The sequence below is a fragment of the Peptostreptococcus faecalis genome, from assembly GCF_900240845.1.
Classification (GTDB): domain Bacteria; phylum Bacillota; class Clostridia; order Peptostreptococcales; family Peptostreptococcaceae; genus Peptostreptococcus; species Peptostreptococcus faecalis.
In genome coordinates this window covers 1,051,826-1,071,658 of record NZ_OERU01000001.1, presented here as the reverse complement: position 1 = coordinate 1,071,658, position 19,833 = coordinate 1,051,826, and the positions used below count along the sequence as shown (strand labels likewise).

Annotated in this window: 16 protein-coding genes; 12 read left to right on the top strand and 4 right to left on the bottom strand. The window is 30.1% G+C overall.

The window, feature by feature from the left end; translation table 11 throughout:
- Positions 1 to 8: 8 nt before the first annotated feature.
- From C0982_RS04895 to C0982_RS04875, 5 genes are all read left to right on the top strand, one after another.
- On the top strand, positions 9 to 1,121 hold the full coding sequence (locus tag C0982_RS04895; RefSeq protein WP_101773097.1) for a glycosyltransferase: 1,113 nt from the start codon (positions 9 to 11) through the stop codon (positions 1,119 to 1,121).
- 184 nt (positions 1,122 to 1,305) lie between these two features.
- On the top strand, positions 1,306 to 2,757 hold the full coding sequence (locus tag C0982_RS04890) for a polysaccharide biosynthesis protein (protein WP_101773096.1): 1,452 nt from the start codon (positions 1,306 to 1,308) through the stop codon (positions 2,755 to 2,757).
- Between the two features lie 103 nt (positions 2,758 to 2,860).
- On the top strand, positions 2,861 to 4,420 hold the full coding sequence (gene murJ / locus C0982_RS04885) for a murein biosynthesis integral membrane protein MurJ (RefSeq protein ID WP_101773095.1): 1,560 nt from the start codon (positions 2,861 to 2,863) through the stop codon (positions 4,418 to 4,420).
- 120 nt (positions 4,421 to 4,540) lie between these two features.
- A complete protein-coding gene (locus C0982_RS04880) occupies positions 4,541 to 6,007 on the top strand; it encodes a C40 family peptidase (protein WP_101773094.1) in 1,467 nt (488 codons plus the stop codon).
- Between the two features lie 145 nt (positions 6,008 to 6,152).
- Complete coding sequence (locus C0982_RS04875; RefSeq protein ID WP_101773093.1) at positions 6,153 to 8,285, top strand: family 10 glycosylhydrolase; 2,133 nt, start codon at positions 6,153 to 6,155, stop codon at positions 8,283 to 8,285.
- A gap of 92 nt (positions 8,286 to 8,377) precedes the next feature.
- Here C0982_RS04875 and C0982_RS04870 read toward each other — a convergent pair whose 3' ends face one another.
- The gene (locus tag C0982_RS04870; RefSeq protein ID WP_101773092.1) at positions 8,378 to 8,950 is read right to left on the bottom strand and encodes a YdcF family protein; all 573 of its coding nucleotides are present in this window, start codon (positions 8,948 to 8,950) and stop codon (positions 8,378 to 8,380) included.
- Between the two features lie 2 nt (positions 8,951 to 8,952).
- Positions 8,953 to 9,924, bottom strand: a complete 972-nt coding sequence (locus C0982_RS04865; protein ID WP_101773091.1) for an LCP family protein — start codon at positions 9,922 to 9,924, stop codon at positions 8,953 to 8,955.
- 297 nt (positions 9,925 to 10,221) lie between these two features.
- Here C0982_RS04865 and C0982_RS04860 point away from each other — a divergent pair, with 297 nt between their 5' ends.
- Positions 10,222 to 10,989, top strand: coding sequence for an SDR family NAD(P)-dependent oxidoreductase (locus tag C0982_RS04860; RefSeq protein WP_330399781.1), 768 nt, complete (start codon positions 10,222 to 10,224; stop codon positions 10,987 to 10,989).
- Positions 10,990 to 11,046: 57 nt separating this feature from the next.
- On the opposite strand, the gene C0982_RS04855 is transcribed toward C0982_RS04860, so the two are convergent.
- Positions 11,047 to 12,081 (bottom strand): LCP family protein, encoded by a 1,035-nt coding sequence (locus C0982_RS04855; RefSeq protein ID WP_101773089.1) that lies wholly within the window; start codon positions 12,079 to 12,081, stop codon positions 11,047 to 11,049.
- Positions 12,082 to 12,289: 208 nt separating this feature from the next.
- Here C0982_RS04855 and C0982_RS04850 point away from each other — a divergent pair, with 208 nt between their 5' ends.
- The 5 genes from C0982_RS04850 to C0982_RS04830 all read left to right on the top strand — a co-directional run bounded on the left by C0982_RS04850 (position 12,290) and on the right by C0982_RS04830 (position 17,204).
- Positions 12,290 to 13,078, top strand: a complete 789-nt coding sequence (locus C0982_RS04850) for a Cof-type HAD-IIB family hydrolase (protein ID WP_101773088.1) — start codon at positions 12,290 to 12,292, stop codon at positions 13,076 to 13,078.
- Between the two features lie 15 nt (positions 13,079 to 13,093).
- Positions 13,094 to 14,062, top strand: coding sequence for an N-acetylmuramoyl-L-alanine amidase (locus C0982_RS04845; protein WP_101773087.1), 969 nt, complete (start codon positions 13,094 to 13,096; stop codon positions 14,060 to 14,062).
- Between the two features lie 270 nt (positions 14,063 to 14,332).
- Positions 14,333 to 14,596: an HPr family phosphocarrier protein gene (locus C0982_RS04840; RefSeq protein WP_101773086.1), complete on the top strand. Its 264-nt coding sequence runs from the start codon at positions 14,333 to 14,335 to the stop codon at positions 14,594 to 14,596.
- Between the two features lie 67 nt (positions 14,597 to 14,663).
- On the top strand, positions 14,664 to 16,382 hold the full coding sequence (ptsP, locus tag C0982_RS04835; protein WP_101773085.1) for a phosphoenolpyruvate--protein phosphotransferase: 1,719 nt from the start codon (positions 14,664 to 14,666) through the stop codon (positions 16,380 to 16,382).
- A 165-nt stretch (positions 16,383 to 16,547) separates the two neighbouring features.
- A complete protein-coding gene (locus C0982_RS04830) occupies positions 16,548 to 17,204 on the top strand; it encodes a hypothetical protein (protein WP_101773084.1) in 657 nt (218 codons plus the stop codon).
- A gap of 80 nt (positions 17,205 to 17,284) precedes the next feature.
- Here the strand turns inward: C0982_RS04830 and C0982_RS04825 are convergent, their stop codons facing one another.
- Complete coding sequence (locus tag C0982_RS04825) at positions 17,285 to 18,283, bottom strand: hypothetical protein (RefSeq protein WP_408633992.1); 999 nt, start codon at positions 18,281 to 18,283, stop codon at positions 17,285 to 17,287.
- A gap of 175 nt (positions 18,284 to 18,458) precedes the next feature.
- Between C0982_RS04825 and scfB the strand changes: the two genes are divergently transcribed.
- Positions 18,459 to 19,832, top strand: coding sequence for a thioether cross-link-forming SCIFF peptide maturase (gene scfB, locus C0982_RS04820; RefSeq protein WP_101773082.1), 1,374 nt, complete (start codon positions 18,459 to 18,461; stop codon positions 19,830 to 19,832).
- Position 19,833: the final 1 nt, after the last annotated feature.

Here is a 19,833-nt window from a genome sequence, read left to right as displayed (position 1 = left end):
TAAATATTATGAAAACAATATGTTATTTAGCAGACGCCTCTAATCCACATGTTAAGAAGTGGTGTAAATTTTTCCTTGAAAAAGGATATGAAATACATGTTATATCATTAAACGGTGGTGAAATTCCAGGGGTTAAGGTTCATAACTTTCAATCAAATGTCAATGAACTGAGAAATAAAAAAATATATAAAAAATTTGGATATTTATTGCATAGAAGAAGTATTTTGAAATTAGTAAATAGCATTAAGCCAGATATTTTTCACGCTCAATATGCGAGTAGTTATGGCTTTTTAGGGAGCTTAGTTGGATATCATCCTTTTGTAGTATCGGTATGGGGAACAGACATTTATGATTTTCCGAGAAATGGAGCTATACAAAAATGGATAATTAAACATAATTTCAAAAAGGCAGACTATATATTTTCAAATAGCGTGGACATGGGAAGAGAGTCTAATCTATATACTGATAAGAAAGTCCATATAACATATTTTGGTGTAGATATGGAAAGATTTAAACCTATGGAAGAATTTAAAGATGATGCATATTTTACTTTTGGGATCGTAAAAAGTCTAGAAAAAAAATATGGTATAAAGTATTTAATTGATGCATATGATAAATTATACGAGAAATATAATGGGGTTTTTAATGGAAAGAAAATGAGGCTTTTAATAGGTGGAGGCGGACAAGAAATGGAAATATTAAAATCTAGAGCAAATGATTGTATTGCACCGGAGACTATTTCCTTTCTAGGTAGAGTTAGTCCAGAAGATGTGGCCAAAACTTATAATATGTGTGATGTGTGTGTATTTCCATCCTTAAGGGAAGGGTTTGGAGTTTCTGCTATTGAATCTCAAGCATGTCAAGTTCCTGTGATAATTACTGAAGTAGGTGGTCACCCTGAATCAGTGGACCCTGAAAAAACAGGAATTATAGTGAAATCTGAATCAGTGGATTCCTTATATATAGCTATGGAAAAACTTATGACAGATGATTATCTAAGAATGAAAATGGGAAAAGATGGTAGAGAATTTGTGAAAAATAATTACAAATTTGAAGATAACTTTGAAGATATATCTAAAATATATGGCGATATACTTGAAAAGTATCCCATAAAAAAGTAAACTATTATAGTAGAGCTTTGTATTGCGTGTTAATTTATTTGAAATTAAGTAGCTTTTACAAAGCTTTTTGTATTATAATAAGTATTTATGAGTTCGTATTTGTTATAATACAAAAATATAATAGACTGATAGTGAAATCTCATGATTCACAGTAAAATTTACTGATCGAGTAAGAGGGGATAATATGGAGAAAAACTACAACGTATCAAATGTTATGATAGTAGGTGCCGGCGAAGCAGGGCAGATGGTTCTTAACGAGATAAATAGAAATAAACAAAAATTAAAACGAGAAGTAATAGTTGTCGTTGATGATAATGAAAAATTACATGGGAGTAAAATCTTTGGTGTAGAAATAATGGGTGGAGTTGATAAAATATCACATCTAGTTGAGAAGTACAGAATTGATGAAATTATATTTTCAATAGCTAATATTTCAAACAGCCGTAAAAGAGAAATACTTGATGTATGTAGGTCAACAGGTTGTTATACTAGAACGATTCCTAGTATGTCACAAATAATAGATGGCAAAGTATCCTTTAAAAAAGTCAGAGATGTAGAAATAGAAGATTTGTTAGGACGAGATCCAGTAAGTCTGGATATTGAAAAAATAAATGGCTATCTAAAGAATAGAGTGATACTAGTGACAGGCGGAGGCGGTACAATTGGTACAGAATTGTGCAGACAAATATCGGAGTATGAACCTAAAAAACTTATAATACTGGATAATTTTGAAAATGGGGCTTATGATATTCAACAAGAGTTAATTATGAAATACTCGGGAAAGCTAAATCTTGATGTTGTTATAGCCAATATTAGAGAAGAGAAAAGGCTAGACTCTATATTTAAAAGATATAATCCAGAGATTGTATTTCATGCAGCTGCACACAAGCATGTGCCTTTGATGGAACATAATAAGACAGAGGCTGTAAAAAATAATATTTTTGGAACATTAAATTTAATTAAAATATCCGATAAATATAACGTAAAAAGATTTGTTTTGATATCTAGTGATAAAGCTGTAAATCCAACTAATATTATGGGAGCGACAAAGAGAATGTCTGAAATGTTGATCCAAACTTATAATAGCCTTAGTTCAACTGAATTTGTAGCAGTTAGATTTGGAAATGTACTAGGTAGCAGTGGGTCGGTAGTACCTTTATTCAAAAAACAAATACTAGAAGGTGGTCCTCTGACAGTTACACATAAGGAAATAATAAGATATTTTATGACTATTCCAGAAGCTGTTAACCTTGTAATGCAAGCAGGCGCAATGGCAAAGGGAGGAGAAATATTTGTTTTAGACATGGGCGAACCTGTAAAAATAGATGACTTAGCCAAAAATATAATTAAATTAAGTGGTTTTATACCAGGTGAAGATATTAAAATTAAATACACTGGATTAAGACCGGGCGAAAAGTTATATGAAGAATTATTGATGTCGGAAGAAGGCTTAAAAAATACTGAGCATGATAAAATATTTATAGGTAAACCTCAATCATTTAATAAAGATGAAATATTTTTCTTGCTCGATAAGTTAAAGGATTCGGCTTTTAATGAAAAAGAAGATGAAATAGATCCACTGATGAGAAAGTTAGTTAAAACGTATATAAAACCAGAGGATGTAAATAACATTTAAATTGATAGAAATAAATAAGTAAGTATATATAAATAAATATAAACGAAATTTAAATACGGGAAATATCTGGAGATTCTCTAGATATTATATAGAGGAGTAAATTATGTCAAAAACAGTTAAGGCTACCTTTTTATTAATGGTAGTAACTATTCTGTCAAAAATATTGGGACTTGCTAGAGATTCTGTTCTAGCATCTGCATATGGAACAGGTACGTATACAGCGGTATATACGACTGCTAATAATATACCAGTAGTTTTATTTGCAGTAATAGGTTCGGCACTAGCTACTAGCTTGATTCCATTATATAATAAATTAGTCAAAGAAGATTCAGAAGAGAGAGCTATGGCATTTCTTAACTCTGTAATTAATACAGTGGTAATAGTATGTCTAGTAATATCTGTAATAGGTATAATAGGAGCAAAACCTTTAGTAAAAGTATTTGCTCCAGGATATACTGGAGAAGTATATGAACTATGCGTGCAATATACAAGGATATTGCTTCCAAGTATAATATTTGTAGGTCTAGCCAATATATTCACTGCTTTTTTACAGATTAAAAAAAGATTTGTAGTGCCAGGGCTGATAGGAATGCCGTATAGCATAATAATAATAGTGTCTATATTGATAAGTTTAAAGACGAGTCCAGTCGTGTTGATAGTAGGTACATTAATTGCTATACTTGCTAAAACTTTATTTCAAGTTCCTTTTGTATACAAAGAAGGATACAAATATTCGAGAAATATTGATCTACATGATCCTATAATGAAGGATATGTTGATATTGATAATTCCAGTAGTAATAGGAGTTGGAGCAAATCAAATTAATGCAGTTGTAGATAAATCTCTGGCATCTTTACTAGGAACTAATGTAGTTGCTTCATTTAATTATGCAATGAGACTGTATGAATTTGTGCAAGCACTTTTTATAACATCAATTTTGTCAGTAGTGTATCCTAAATTTTCGAGTCTAGTTGTTCTTGATAAAATTCAAGTCTTTGTAGATAGTATGGTAAAGACTATGAATGTTATAATTATAGCTCTTGTTCCTGTAATAATAGGATGCATTGTATTAGCAAATCCTATTGTTGAGGTATTATTCCAAAGAAATGCATTTAAGCCAGAAGATACTATTATGACGGCTAATATATTGGTCATTTATATAACAGGAGTGTTACCATTTGCTCTAAGAGATGTAATGTCTAGAGGATTTTACTCAGTAGAAGATAGTAAAACACCTATGACAAATAGTATAATAGCAATAGCTTTAAATATTATTTTGAATTTAGCTTTTATAAAACCCTTTGGATATCAAGGGTTAGCATTAGGAACAGCAATATCTGCCTATATAGGATTATTCTTATTTAATAGAAGTATGAAGAAAAAAATTACAGAATTTAACCCAAAAAGCAATATTATAGTATTCATTAAATGCTTAATATCAGCTTTAATTATGGCGGTTGTAGTAACTTTTGTTTTTGGAGCGGTTACACCTTTATTACAAGGAGGTTTAATTATAAAAGTTATTAAGCTAGGTTTATCAGTGCTTATTGGAGCCTTGGTATATGCTATAGTAATGTATTTTATGAAGGTAGAAGAATACACTCTGTTGCTTAATTTAGCTAAAAATGGAGTTAAAAGTAAGTTTAAAAAAGTTACAAAGTAGAGAAAAAAGAAACAAAATCTGAGTTTAAAAGTTACAAAATGTAATATTTTGCTTGCATATTAGAAAACACTATGCTAAAATAAAACATGTTGGATAACAATTAACTTGGAGGAGGCAGTGATGCAGTTTAAAAAAGGTAAGAATAAAAATGTAATTGCAATAGTTTTGGCAACCTTTATAATTTCGTCTAGCTTCGGTGAGGCAATATCGCTGGCTGATAATGTAGAGCAGACGGAATATATATCAGCCACTCAAACTCAAGACAATAATGAAGTTGTGGATGAAGGTATTGCTAATGACAATATTTCTGATGGTTCTGTGGAAGGAAGCGATTCTAACAATATAAGTGAATCATTGGAATCTAATAATGCACCAAACAATAATGAAGAAAAGAATACTTTTGAAGTATCTGTAGAAGATAAAGCAATAAAAGGTAGTTCTGGAGGCTTTAACGGATTTGTAAAAGAAAATGGAAAATGGTACTTTTACGTTAAAAATGTTCAGACAAAAGGGTGGGTTAATTACAATGGTAACAAGTACTATATAATTAATACATACCAGTTGCCACAGAATATGTGGAGAACAATAAACGGAAAAAGATATTTCTTCAATAAAGATGGAGTAATGGTTAAAGATCAAAAAATAAAGATTGATAATAAAGTATATCAATTCAATAAAGATGGTCATATGATTACCCCAAACAATAGCAAAGAAGTTGGAGTAGTTACAAAGGAACAAGAAAACTTATATAAACTAGGGGAAGAAACTTTATCAAAGGCATCTTCAACTGTTAAAAACGGACTTCTAAAAGAAGGTGGAAAATGGTATAAGTACGAAAATGGTAAAAAGACTAGAGGATGGTTCCAAGAAGGTAAGAATAAATATTACTTCTTAAATACATTCAATAGAGCTGAAAATATGTGGAGAACTATCAATGGAGTTACATACTACTTTGGACAAGGTGGAGTAATGTATGCTAATACTATTAAATATATTGATGGTAAAACATGTAAGTTTAATGCAGATGGATCATTAAATACTTCTGTAAAGACAGATATTGTATTGAATAATGTTGCTGTAAAAAAGAGTGCTGATAATAATTCACAAACAGTTGGTAATATATACAAAGGTAGTGGAGTAGAAATAATTTCTAATAGCGGAAGTTTTGTAAAGGTCAAAAGTGGAGATGGATCTGTCGAAGGATGGGTACCAAATACTACATTTGTAACTCCTGCTCAAGAAAAAATTAATAAAGTAATAGCGGTTGCAAAATCGAAAATAGGAGCTCGTTACGTTTGGGGAGCTACAGGACCAAATACATTTGATTGCTCAGGATTGATGTTGTATTCATTTAAAAATGGAGCTAACGTATCGCTTCCAAGAGTATCAAGAGATCAAGCTACAGTAGGTTCGTATGTAAGTAAAAACGACCTAAAAGCGGGAGACTTAATATTCTGGGGATCGCCAGTACATCATGTAGGTTTATATATAGGTGATGGTAAATATATACATGCACCTCAGCCTGGAACGACTGTTACAATAGCTAAGTTAGGTCAGTATACATCTGCTAGAAGAGTAATAAAATAAATTTTGTAGACGAGGGTTAATCCTCGTCTTTTTTTATAAAAATAAAACAAAAAGGTCTATATATGTTATTATGTATTATGAAAGAAACTAGTCATTAAATAAATATAATGGTAGTTGTATTTAGAATATTTTTTAGGAGGTATGTATGAAGAAAATAATCACTTTAGTCACAGCCACAGTACTAGCTATAGGAACATTGATTTTACCTAACAGTTACAATTCTGTTAAAGCTGATGACAACGAAATGAGGGCGGCTTGGATTTCTACAGTATATAATATTGACTGGCCTTCTAAAGGTTCATATGGAAATCCAGAGGCACAAAAAAGAGAATATGTTGCTCTTTTAGACAAACTTAAAGAAGCTGGTATCAATACAGCAGTTGTGCAAGTAAGACCGGAATCTGATGCAATATATAAATCAGAAATAAATCCATGGTCAAGATTTTTAACTGGAACTCAAGGGAAATCTCCAGGTTATGATCCATTACAGTTCATAATTCAGGAGTCGCATAAAAGAGGAATAAAAGTACACGCATGGTTTAATCCATATAGAGCATCTGTGTATTCTGATAAATCATCAAGCGATAAAAATAACGCATTAAATAAATATTCTGGTTGGGCAAAATTGTACAATAATAAGTGGTATTATGATCCAGGTAATCCAGAGGTTGTAAAATATATTGTAGCAACTGTTTCTGAAGTTGTTAAAAATTATGATATCGATGGTGTACATTTTGATGATTATTTTTATCCAGGTGCAAATTTCCCTGATGATGATACTTTTAAAAAGTATGGTTCTGGGAGCAAGGATAATTGGAGACGTAATAATGTCAACAACATGATTAAGCAAGTAAAAGACAGTATAAAATCAATAAAATCAGATGTGGATTTCGGAGTTAGTCCAGCGGGTATATGGAGAAATGTTTCAAATGATCCTAATGGTTCAAATACTTCTGGTGGAGAGTCTTACGTAAAACAATATGCAGATACAAGATATTGGATAAAAAATAATTTAGTAGACTATGTTGTTCCTCAAGTATATTGGAAAATAGGTCATTCAAAAGCAGATTATGCTACATTAGTAAAATGGTGGGCTGAGCAAGTAAAAGGTACAAATGTAGACTTATATATTGGTCAAGGAATTTACAAACATGGGCAGTCAGAATACAATGGTGAAAATGTAGCAGTAGAGATCAAAAAACAAATTGAACTAAATAGAAAATACCCTGAGATTAAGGGCAGTATGTTCTTCTCAGCAAGGGATATTGTGAATATAAATCAGGTTTTCAATGATTTAAAGAGCTTGTATGAGAATACTGTAAATACTGGGGATAGAATAAAGCCATATCAAAGTGAACTTATGGGACAAGACAGAGCTGAAACGGCTATAAAAATTAGTCAAAGAGGATGGACAAATGGATCGAAAACAGCGATATTAGTAAATGGTAACGAGTTAGTATCTTCAGTTGTTTCTAGCCCTCTTGCAGCAAGTTACGACGCGCCTATTCTATTGAGTTTTGCTGGTAAAGTAAGTGATGCAACAATAAATGAAATGAAAAGACTTGGAGTAGAAAATCTAATAATACTAGGAAATGACAACTCTATTATGAGGTCGGACATCGAGAATATAGAAAAGAAGATACCTAATATATTTATAGATAGAATATATGGAATTAATGCTCAAGAGCAGTCGAAGAAAGTAGCTGATAGGATGGATAGTAAAAATGTTATAGATACTATTTATATAGCCAGTGAAGATGCTATGGTCGATGTTTTATCAATAGCTTCAAAGGCAGGGTATCAAAAGAACCCTATATTAATATCTTCTAAAAATGGTATGAGTGAAGACAATTTAGAATGGTTAAAAAATAAGAATGTAGAAAACATATACTTTATAGGAGGTCCAGATGTACTATCGGATAATGTGATAACACAAGTAGAAAAAGCATTAAATAAAGATTTAAAAAATAAAAGAATTAATGGAAAAGATAGAATTGAAACCAACTCAAAAGTAATTGAAACATTTTATAAGGATACTTTCTCTTGGAAAGCTTTTTTAACTAGGTCCAGTGCACCGATTGATGCAATAACTGTAAGTGCGTTTGCTCAAAGGAGTGACTCTCCTGTGATATTAGCAGGTAACTCAGTCGGAGAGTATCAGTCGAGTGTATTAAATCCTAGAAGTGCAAGTCTTGTATATAAAATAGGTGGAGGTATAAACGAAAATACTTACAAAAAAATATACTCTTTATTAGAGGGCGAAATGAGAGATAATTAAATATATTATACAAATAATATAGAATGATTATTAACTATATTTTTCAATATAAGAAGACTACGGCATATGCCGTAGTCTTTTTATATAAAATCTTATCTATCAAGTAGATAAGATTTTATTAATGCCAGAGATTCGCGCAAATAGGATTGAAGAATCACCGATTTAGGAGTTTTTGCTGGGATAGAGTATGGTTCAAACCCATTCCTACTAGCTAATAATTTAGCTCTAAATAAGTGATATCTATTTGAAACGATATTTACCTTTATATTTCCATTTTGAGAAATTAATTTTCTAGCAAATTTAAGATTTTCAAATGTGTTTGTTGATTTATTTTCCGTTAAAATTCTAGATTTATCAATTCCATTTTTAATAAAATAATCAGATATTGCTTTTGATTCAGGAATTGTTTCATCTGACCCTTGCCCTCCAGTAGCAATTAAAATTGTTTTTGGATGTCTTTTCATGTATTCTAGAGCTGTTTCCATTCTGTACAGTAATGATTTTGAAGGTCTGCTTCCATGTAGCTTAGCACCCAAAACAATTATATATTTTGAATCTTTTGAGTGGTTATCTCTACCTCCAAAAAAAATTACCGATTCTAAAAAAATGAATACTATAAGTGAAAATAGAATAAAAAGTTTTAGTATACGAAAACTATTTAGCATATTTAATTCTCCTTATACTCAATGTCATTAAATATGAAATCTTTTAAGAATTTTACAGAATAAGGATCATATCTAAGAACCCAACCATAGTTACCATAATTTCCTCCAGTTGTATATTTGGTAGAAGATACTATTGGAAATTCCATTTGCTTAATATTGTCAGTTCCAATACTCAATATACTTACACCGTATTTAACCATATCAATTGTTTTCATATTTGTTTTTATGTATGGAGACGCAGATTTTAATATGCTTGGATATTTTAATAAGGATGTATTTTTGACTTCTTTCAATACACTCATTACAATCATTCTCTGTCTATTATCTCTATTAAAGGCACTGTCATTATGTCTTATTCTCGCAAAAGAAAGAGCTTGATAGCCATTGAGCTTTTGTTCGCCAGGAGAGTTGATCAATTGCATTTTACCTTTGTTGTCATTAGTACTCCACTCATAAGTTTCTGGTATAAACTTGTTTAATTCGTTAATCTCGCTTTGCTTAACATCTACTGTAACTCCACCAATAGTATCTATAATAGATATGAAAGATTCGAAGTTGATTAGTACAAAATCATTTATATCTATATCAAAATTTTGCTCTATAGTCTTAATCAATAGATTTTCTTTCCCATATGCATATGCATGTGTCAATTTTGATTTTCCATGACCTGGAATATTTACAAAACTATCCCTAGCAAGTGATGTGATTTTTATGTCATTGTGAACCTTATCTATTGTCAATATCATCATAGAATCAGTTCTAGATGTTTCCTCACCTTTTCTAGCGTCAGAACCCATGATTAATATATTTCGTATTCCATCACTATTTGAATGTGACAAGTCATCAAGGCTTTCAGTATTGATGCTTGAGTCATGCATACCTCCTAAAAAATTTGAAGTAAGAGCGAATGAAGCAATCGGTAAAGATATAACTAGAAATAAAAGAAAAATAATTAACTTTTTTAACTTAGACATACTACACCTGCCTTTCTATATAAAATTTCATTTCACATATCTTCCTATGTAATTCTATAATATAAACATTAAATTATCCATAACTGATATATTAACTGATATAGTGTTGAGAAATAACTTTTTTATTTGAATCATTTAATTATATAATTAACAATACTGACAATTAGAAGACAGATATAAGATATTAAAAAAACAGATTTTACAAAACTGATTTAAGAGGTTATAATTGTATTAAGCAAACGTTTTATATGCTGGCATGTTTAGATAAAAATTTAAGTATTTTTAAAGGAGGACATTATGAATTACTTTGATTTAACAGGAAGAGTGGCAATGGTAACAGGTGCATCTAGTGGACTAGGAGTTCAGTTTGCACACGCATTAGGTAGCCAAGGAGCAAAACTTGCTCTTGTTGCGAGAAGAGAAGGAAAGTTAGAAGAAGTAAAAAAAGACCTTGAATCAAAAGGATATGAGATATTTGTTCAAAAATGCGATGTAACAGATAGTGACAGTATAAAAAATGCAGTGGATAGTATTGAAAAACATTATGGTAAAATTGATATTTTAGTAAATAATGCAGGTCTTGGGATAGGAGAACCTGCTGACACAATGAGTGATGAAGTTTGGGAAAGAATGATGAAGACCAATATAGATGGAGTTTACAAGGTTGTAAGAGAAGTTGGAAAAATAATGAAAAAAAATAAATACGGAAGAGTTATAAACTTAGGTTCTATACACTCTAGAGTAGCAATGGCTCATTCTAATATGATGACTGCCTATGCGACAACAAAAGGAGCTGTATTGATGATGACAAAAGCTCTTGCGAATGAATGGGCAAAAGAAGGTATCACAGTAAACTCTATTGGACCAGCATATTTCGAATCTGAAATGACAGAGGCTGTTATTGAAAACGAAGCTTTTGCAAATGTAGTTGAAGCATATTGCCCAATGGGAAGAATTGGTAAGACAGGGGAGTTAGACACAGCAGTATTGTATTTCGCTTCTGAATATTCTTCTTACACAACTGGACAGTTAATAAATGTTGATGGTGGTTGGACAGCTATTTAGATGACTTGAAAATAATAAAAAAAACGAGATTTTAAAATCTCGTTTTTTTATTATTATTTATCTGTTTGAATACTCAGGATCTGAAATATACTGAGATTTTTGACCAGATTTTTCCCAATCTTTATCAGCGTTTTCTATATCCAACTTAGTAGGTTTCTTGTCATCAAATATGAAATTATGAAGAAGCTTATTTTCATATTTTTCATAAGGTATTACATATCCCGCTTCTTGAAGTCTAACTTCATTCTCAGGATGGAAAGGAAATTGCAATGTTTCCAAACTTAAATCTCCTATTGAAAGTATATCTTTAGCTAGGTAAAGTATATCAGCAGGATCCATGTTGGTTGTCACATATGGAAGAACTGCATTTAAAAGTTTTGAATACTTTGATACAGGCATTGTTTTAGCCTTTTTTAATATTGCTTCTATAACAAGTCTCTGTCTATTATCTCTTTCCATTGTTCCATCATTATGCCTAATTCTTGCAAAAGAAAGAGCTTGATATCCCATGAGAGTTTGTGTTCCCGGTTTTTTAATATATTGAATTGGTTCAGGGTGATTTCTATCAAATTTATAACATTCATAAATAAATTTATTTAATTCTTGTAGTTCGCCACTTAGAATATTTACTTCAATTCCACCAATAGTATCAACAATATCCATAAATGATATAAAGTCGACTTTGGCGTAATTTTGTATATCAAGTTCAAAGTTTTCTTCTATAGTGTCTATAAGAAGTTTTTCTTTACCATAGGAATAAGCATGAGTAAGCTTTTGAAAACCGTGCCCGGGTATATTTACATAAGTATCTCTTCCTAATGAAGTAAGCTTGAGCTTGTTGTTTTTACGATCGACTGTTAAAATCATCATAGCGTCAGATCTTGATTGTTCTTCTCCCGGTCTAGCGTCACTTCCAACAAGTAATATATTTGTTATCTCATCATCAAATTTATACTTATTTGTTTCTAGCATCTCAAATCCATCATCTATTTTCATTTTATGAAGTTTTGTATATACTACTCCTGCGAACGATGCGGGCAGTGCAATTACTAATATAGCTAGAAAAATAACTAACTTTTTAAGCGCTGACAAAAAATCACCTTCCTTATTTCTAAAATTACATTAACTACTCTATTATATAAAAAAATTGCAATTAAGTAAATAGAGTAACAGAAAATAGAATAGGAATTTATTAATTATATATTATAGTATATGATATAATGGTATTGATGTTTTCTTGGATACTTATTATAATACAATAGTGGTTATAATAATATAGAAGCATTATTTGGAGGTGTATATGGTAAAGCTAATAGCAGTAGATATGGACGGAACTTTTTTTGATGATGAAAAAAGAAAAAGTCCAGAATTTGGAAAAGTATTTAATGTTTTAAAAAATAGAGGTATACATTTTTGTGCAGCAAGTGGTAGACAAATGGCAAGTCTAAAAAAAGAATTTGCGGAGTATTCAGATGATATTATTTTTGTTTCTGAAAATGGAACAGTAGTAGAACTAGATGGAAAAATAATATTAGAAGAAAAGCTTGATGAAGATATTACGTCAAGGATACTAGGTAAATTCAATAAGATGAGTGATAAAAAAGCGGTATACTGTACAAAAGATTATTCATATATAAATGATATGGATGATGCATCCAAAAAAAATGCTGAAATCTTTTTGCCAAAACATAAAGTTGTAAAAAGGTTTGAAGATATAGACAGATTACCAGTTAAAATATCTATATACTCTGAAAAAGGATTTGATAGAGATTTCCAGAGTATATTTGATGAATTTTCAGATGTGGCTACAGTTTGTACCTCAGCACATGGATGGCTTGATATAATGTCAAAAAATTCGAGTAAGGGAAATGCAATTAAAAAACTTCAAGGAATCTTAGATATTACAAGCAAGGAAACTATGGCTTTTGGAGATCAAATGAATGATTTTGATATGTTAAATGATGCGTATTATAGCTATGCAATGGAAAATGCAGTAGATGAAATCAAGAAAATTTCTAGATTTATTGCTCCTTCTAATAATGAATATGGAGTAATAAAAGTGTTAAAAGAATTTTTTAATATAAAATAGAAAATAGGTGTAAATATGAAGAAAACAAGAATGAGAAATAGAAAACGAAAAAAAATTGATATAAAAAAATTATTATTTGTTTTATTTGTATTTATTTTAGCTATTTTTTTGGTTATAAAAATAATATCTGGCGTCTTTGGTATTTTTCAAAAAAATATGAATAAAAAATCTACCTCTAATACTCAAGTTCAACAAGAAACCACAGATAAAAAAATTAGAACAATCAATATAGCGATTGATGCAGAGAGAGGTGGTAATGACACTGGACCAAGTACAAAAAATAAAAATATACCTGAAAAAGAAATAAACATGAAAATTGCAGATGAAATTAATGATGTTCTATCAAAACATAAAGATGTTAAAGTAAAAATGATAAGGACTTCTGATGAATATAAAACAGTAAATGATAAAGTGAAAATTATAAAAGATAACAACATAGATATATTCGTGTCAATTAGATTAAATTATCAAAGTAATAGAAGTGATGCAAGTGGTATTGATACATATTACAATATAATAAATACTGAAACAGCAGATGATGAAAAAAGTGTCAAGGATAAAGTTTCAAATTTAGATGAAAATAAATCGAAAAATAGTGAAAATGATGCTACAGATAAAAAAAATGAAAGTGAAGGAAAGAATAATGTTTCTAAAATTGTAAATAAAACGATGTCTGAGACTTCAAGTAAGGCAGGTAGCGAAGAAAAAGATTTATCTGAAACATTAGCTACTTCTATTCAAAATACATCGGTGTCTTTTGTAGAAATGAAAGACAGGGGTATATATCAAAAGGAAATAGGTATTTTAAAAGAAATAGAAATTCCTGCTGCAATAGTACACTGTGGATTTGTTACTAATCAGTCAGATTCTGAGATACTAGAAAGTGATCAGGGAATAAAAAAAATAGCTAATGGAATAGCAGAAGGAATTTTATTATTTATTGACCACAATAAAAATGAATTGATAGGAAATAAAGATTTCTAACTGAAAAAATCATAGTAAGGATAAGGTAAAATAAAAGGTTTATTATATTTTTACGTGGGTATTCAACCACTTAGATAGCAGTACATGATAATAAATTCTAAAATTGGTTAAAAAAAGATTAATTTTTTATAAAAAAAATAAAAATAAGTGGCATTTTTGTTGCAAATAAAGTAAACTATAATATGATATGTCTACACGAGTATGAAACATATTAAATTTTAAAAATTATATATTACAAAAAAATAAAGAAAGTTACTATAGGAGGGTATTATGGAGAAGAAAGTTACAATAATTAATGAAACAGGACTACATGCTAGACCTGCTAGTAAGTTTGTAAAAAAAGCATCTGAATTTAAATCTTCAGTTGAATTAATTTATGATGGAGAAAAAGTAAATGCTAAATCTATAATGGGTGTTATGAAACTAGGTCTGTCTAAGGGAACTGAAGTGACAATTGAAACTCATGGAGAAGATGAAGAATTAGCATTGAATTCAATCGTAGAATTAATAGAAGATGGATTTGGAGAAAACTAAGTTCAAAAAAATGTTAAGAGAAACCTCTTAACATTTTTTGTTTAAAATTTAGTAATAAAGGAGGAATATAATGTTAAAAGGAATTGGAGCTTCCCCTGGGATAGCTATAGGAAAAGCGTTAGTTGTGGAAGCAGATGAAATAGTAATTACAAAAAAAGATGGTATAAATATAGAAAATGAATTAAAGAAACTTAGCGATGCTGTCGAAGTATCTAGAAGTGAAATAACAAAAGTAAAAGAAAAGGTAAGAATTGAACTAGGAGAAGAAGAGTCTGAAATATTTGCTGCACATTTATTAGTTCTTGATGATCCTGAATTTATAGGAGAAGTTGAAAATAAAATAAAGAATGAATCTTTGAATGCTGAATACGCATTAGATGAAGTTACGAATATGTTTGTTTCTATTTTTGAATCTATGGATAATGAGTATATGAAGGAAAGAGCAGCTGATATAAAGGATGTAAGTAGAAGGGTAGTTAGACACGTTCTAGGGATAAAGGTAATAGATCTTTCTGCATTAGAAGATGATGTAATACTTGTGGCTCACGATCTTACTCCATCAGATACTGCCACTATGGATAAGAAAAAGGTATTAGGTTTTTTAACTGATATAGGTGGAAAAACTTCACATACAGCAATAATGTCTAGAACCTTAGAAATTTCTGCAATTGTAGGATTAAGCGATGCGACAAGCAAAATCAAAGATAATGATTTTATAGTATTTGACGGAACAACTGGTGAGGCATTTATAAACCCAGACAATGATAAAATAGAAGAATACAAAATGAAAAAAGAAGCTTATGAAGAAGATAAAAAGTCATTAGAACTTTTAAAAGGAAAGAAATCAATTACTCTAGATGGCAAACAGGTGGAACTTGCTGGGAATATCGGGACTCCAAACGACCTTGAAGGTCTAATAAAGAACGATGCTGAAGGTGTTGGACTATATAGAACTGAATTTCTATATATGAATAGCGATTCATTCCCAGATGAAGATATGCAGTTTGAAGCATACAAGAAGGTTTTAGAGGGAATGAATAATAAACCAGTAGTTATAAGAACGCTTGATATAGGTGGAGATAAAAAATTAGACTACTTTGAATTTGAAGAGGAAATGAATCCATTTTTAGGTTATAGAGCTATAAGAATGTGTTTAGATAGAACTGATATATTTAAAACTCAACTAAGAGCACTATATAGAGCATCTATATATGGAAAGTTAAGAATAATGTTTCCAATGATATCTTCAAATGAAGAACTATTAAGAGCAAAAGAAATTTGTGAAGAAGTGAAGCATGAATTGAAAAATGAGGGAATTTCTTATTCTGATGAAGTGGAAATAGGAATGATGATTGAGGTTCCAGCTGCTGCTATAATTTCAGATATATTGGCTAAAAATGTAGACTTTTTCTCTATTGGAACCAACGACCTTATCCAATATACGTGTGCAGTAGATAGAATGAATCAAAAAATAAGCTATCTTTATAATCAATTTAACCCGTCTGTATTGAGATTGATTAAATTAGTAATAGATAATGCGCATGCAGAAGGTATATGGGTAGGAATGTGTGGAGAATCAGCAGGAGATTTAAATATGATTCCTATACTTCTTGGACTTGGACTTGATGAATTTTCAATGTCTCCAATATCTATTTTAAGAGCAAGAAGACTGATAAATTCAGTAAGAGAATCTGATATGAAGAACTTATCGGAAGAAATATTAAAAATGACTACTGCAAAAGATATTGAAGAATATATGACGAGCTTTACTGAAAACAACAAATAAGTATGTCATAAAAATGAATAGTATACTATAAAAGAGGGTTATATATAATATATCACCTTCTTTTTTGCATAAAAACAATAAAAATACTAGACTATATAGCATTAATATGTTAATATTTAATTGGAAAATGATTTCACAAAATTAGATAAAACGGAGGGATTATATATGTTAGGAAACGTTATAAAATATAATTTTTTTGCTATAACTGATATTATGGAGAGTGCAGAAGTATTAGATTATGCAATAATAGTTGGAGTTGACGAAAAAAGTAACATGGTTGATATAGTGCCAATTACTAGTAAGTACTGTGAAGATTCGATAGAATCCTTTTGCATAGGAACTATCCCAGGTTTTATTGAAGTGAAAAATGAGGGATATGTAACAGAAAAGCAATATGTTGACTTTGATAAGGTGTTAAGCGTTCCTTTAAGTGATATAAAATATATTTCTAGCCAAGACTTATATGGAAATTTATTGAGAACAGAAAGTGGAGAAATTAGTAAGGTGAAAGTAAGTGATGAGCAACTACAAGAATTATTAGAAAAATACAATGTATATGAAAAAGAAGAAGAGTATAGCATTTTTAATCTAATAAAAAAATCACATCCTAAATTTAATCTCAATAAAGAGGAAAACGATATAAAAAATCTATCTAAGGTCCTTGATAACAGAATGGACTCTTATAGAGAGTATAATGTGAGTGATAAAAAAATAATAGTATTCTTTGTAGATGAAAAAAGACATTCTATAATTATGAATGTTTCAGAAGAAGTAGATCTTGATTCTAGAAATACAAATATTAGAAGTATTTTAGCTGTATAATATTAATTAAAATATGATAGAATATAATAAATTTTGAAATATAAAAAAACTCTCAAGATTATCTTGAGAGTTTTTTTATATTAATTTCCGTTAAAAGCGCTTTTAAAAGCACTTATAAATATCTGTCTTGCTTCTGATCTTTGACCGCTTTCTATTGGGTTGTCATTTTCTATATCGCTAAACATTTGAGCTGCAACTTCATCTAGATTTGAGCTGTTTCCACCGCTGTTTTTATAATCTAATCCTGCGCTTGCTCCAGCAGCTTTTATTTCACTTCTTATACTGTTATTAAGACTTGATACCTTAGGAACAGAATTTGAGCTGTATTCATAGTTATCTCCATTTGATGAAGAGTTTGAAGAATTGCTATTGTTTGAGCTGTTATTAGAACTATTGTTGCTTGAGGAATTCTTATTCTTCGATGTAGCTCCATTAGAACTAGAAGAAGAATTTTTACTCTTATTAGAGTCACCTGATTTATTTGAAGTTGTGTTATCTGATCCAGATGAATCTGATTTTTCAGCTACCTTCATTTCATTTTCTTCAGTTGAAGAAGGTGATTTTTCTCTAAGCTTTTCTATATCTTTTCGAATGTCATCCATTTTTGTTTTGAAATCCTTAAAGAGATCTTCATACTCTGTCAAACCGCTTTGGTAAGCAGATGGGCTATTAATTACATTATCAGCTAAATCTAAAGATACATTATACATTTTTAGTAAAGTTTCTTTAGCTTCTGACAAAGGTTTATATTTAATTTTTGTATTTTTTAGAAGAGTAACTCCATTTTTAATAGAATCTCTTGATGTAACAGCATCCCTTTCAAGTTGAGGATTTTTATTAACATCGCTAATAGTTTTTAGATTATTTTTGACATCGTTATAATATGCTAGTATCTCTTTGTATTCTATTACTACCTCTTCTACATTATCTTTTGTAAGTTCAGTTATATACTCGGTTTCTTGTTTAGTATTTTCTGCGCTGCCTTGCTTTTTATCTGTTCCACAACCTACCATGGAAAATGATAATGAAGCAACAGTAAGTGTAACTACCATTTTCTTAAATATACTCAATTTATTCACCTCCGTTTTACACATATCCCATATTATACCACAAATAGTATTTTTGCAACATAAAAATTCGAAAACAATTTTGATATTATAATAGTAAATGATACCTTAAATGTTAAAATAGATGTAATATATGTTATAATAAAATGTGAAATATTTTTAAGAAGTAGAACTAGGAGGGATTGTTTTGAAGATGATACACAAGTATAACATGAATGGATATAATATCGTCATGGATGTAAATGGTGGCGCCGTTCACGTTGTAGATGATGTTACTTATAGAGTGTTAGATTACTATGATGAAAAGGAAATGGATGATATAGTCTGTCTTTTATCAGATGAATTTGATAAAGAAAAGATTATTGAGGCTTACAACGAGATAAAAGAATTGGTAAGTGAAGGTCTTTTATACACAGAAGATGAATACGAATATCATCCAAGTTTTGTGAATAGAGAACCAGTTGTAAAAGCATTATGCTTAAATGTTGCACATGATTGCAACTTGAAATGCAAATATTGTTTTGCAAAACAGGGTGATTTTGGAGGACAGGCAGAGTTAATGCCTTATGAAATAGGAAGAAAAGCAATAGACTTTCTAATAGAAAGAAGTGGTAATAGAAAAAATTTAGAAGTTGACTTTTTCGGAGGAGAACCACTTATGAACTGGGAAGTCGTAAAGAAGTTAGTTAAATATGGTAGATCTGTAGAAAAATTTGCAGGGAAAAATATTCGTTTTACTATTACAACTAATGGAGTTCTTTTAGATGATGAAAAAATAGACTTTATAAATGAACATATGCATAATGTGGTACTTTCTCTTGATGGAAGAAAGGATATAAATGATGGAATGAGACCGACTGTAAACGATAAGGGAAGTTATGATATCATTGTACCAAAATTCCAAAAGTTAATTAGCAAGAGACCAAAGGATAAATATTACTATATCAGAGGTACATTTACACGTGACAATCTTGACTTTTCAAAGGATGTAAATCATTTTTATGACTTAGGTTTTGAACTGACTTCAGTAGAGCCAGTAGTAGATGATGAAACAAACCCTTTTGCCCTAAGAGAAGAAGATCTTCCTAAGATTTTCAGTGAATATGAAAACTATGCAAACGAACTTGCACAAAGACAGCTAAATGGGGAAAAAATTAAATTTTTCCATTTTATGATAGACTTAAATCAAGGACCATGTGTTATAAAGAGAATAACAGGATGTGGAGCTGGTAATGAATATTTATCTGTAGTACCAAATGGAGATATATATCCTTGCCATCAGTTTGTGGGTAAGGATGAGTTTATATTGGGGAATATCAATTCTGAAAAAATAGAGATACCAGAAAATATAAAAAGTACTTTTAGAAATGCACATGTTTATAACAAGGAAAGTTGTAAGTCATGTTGGAATAAATTTTATTGTTCAGGCGGATGTCATGCAAATGCTATAAACTTCAATGGAGACATCAACAAACCATATGATTTAGGTTGTGAAATGCAAAAAAAGAGAACCGAATGTGCAATAATGATTCAAGCTAAATTATTAACTGAAGGTGAGTAAT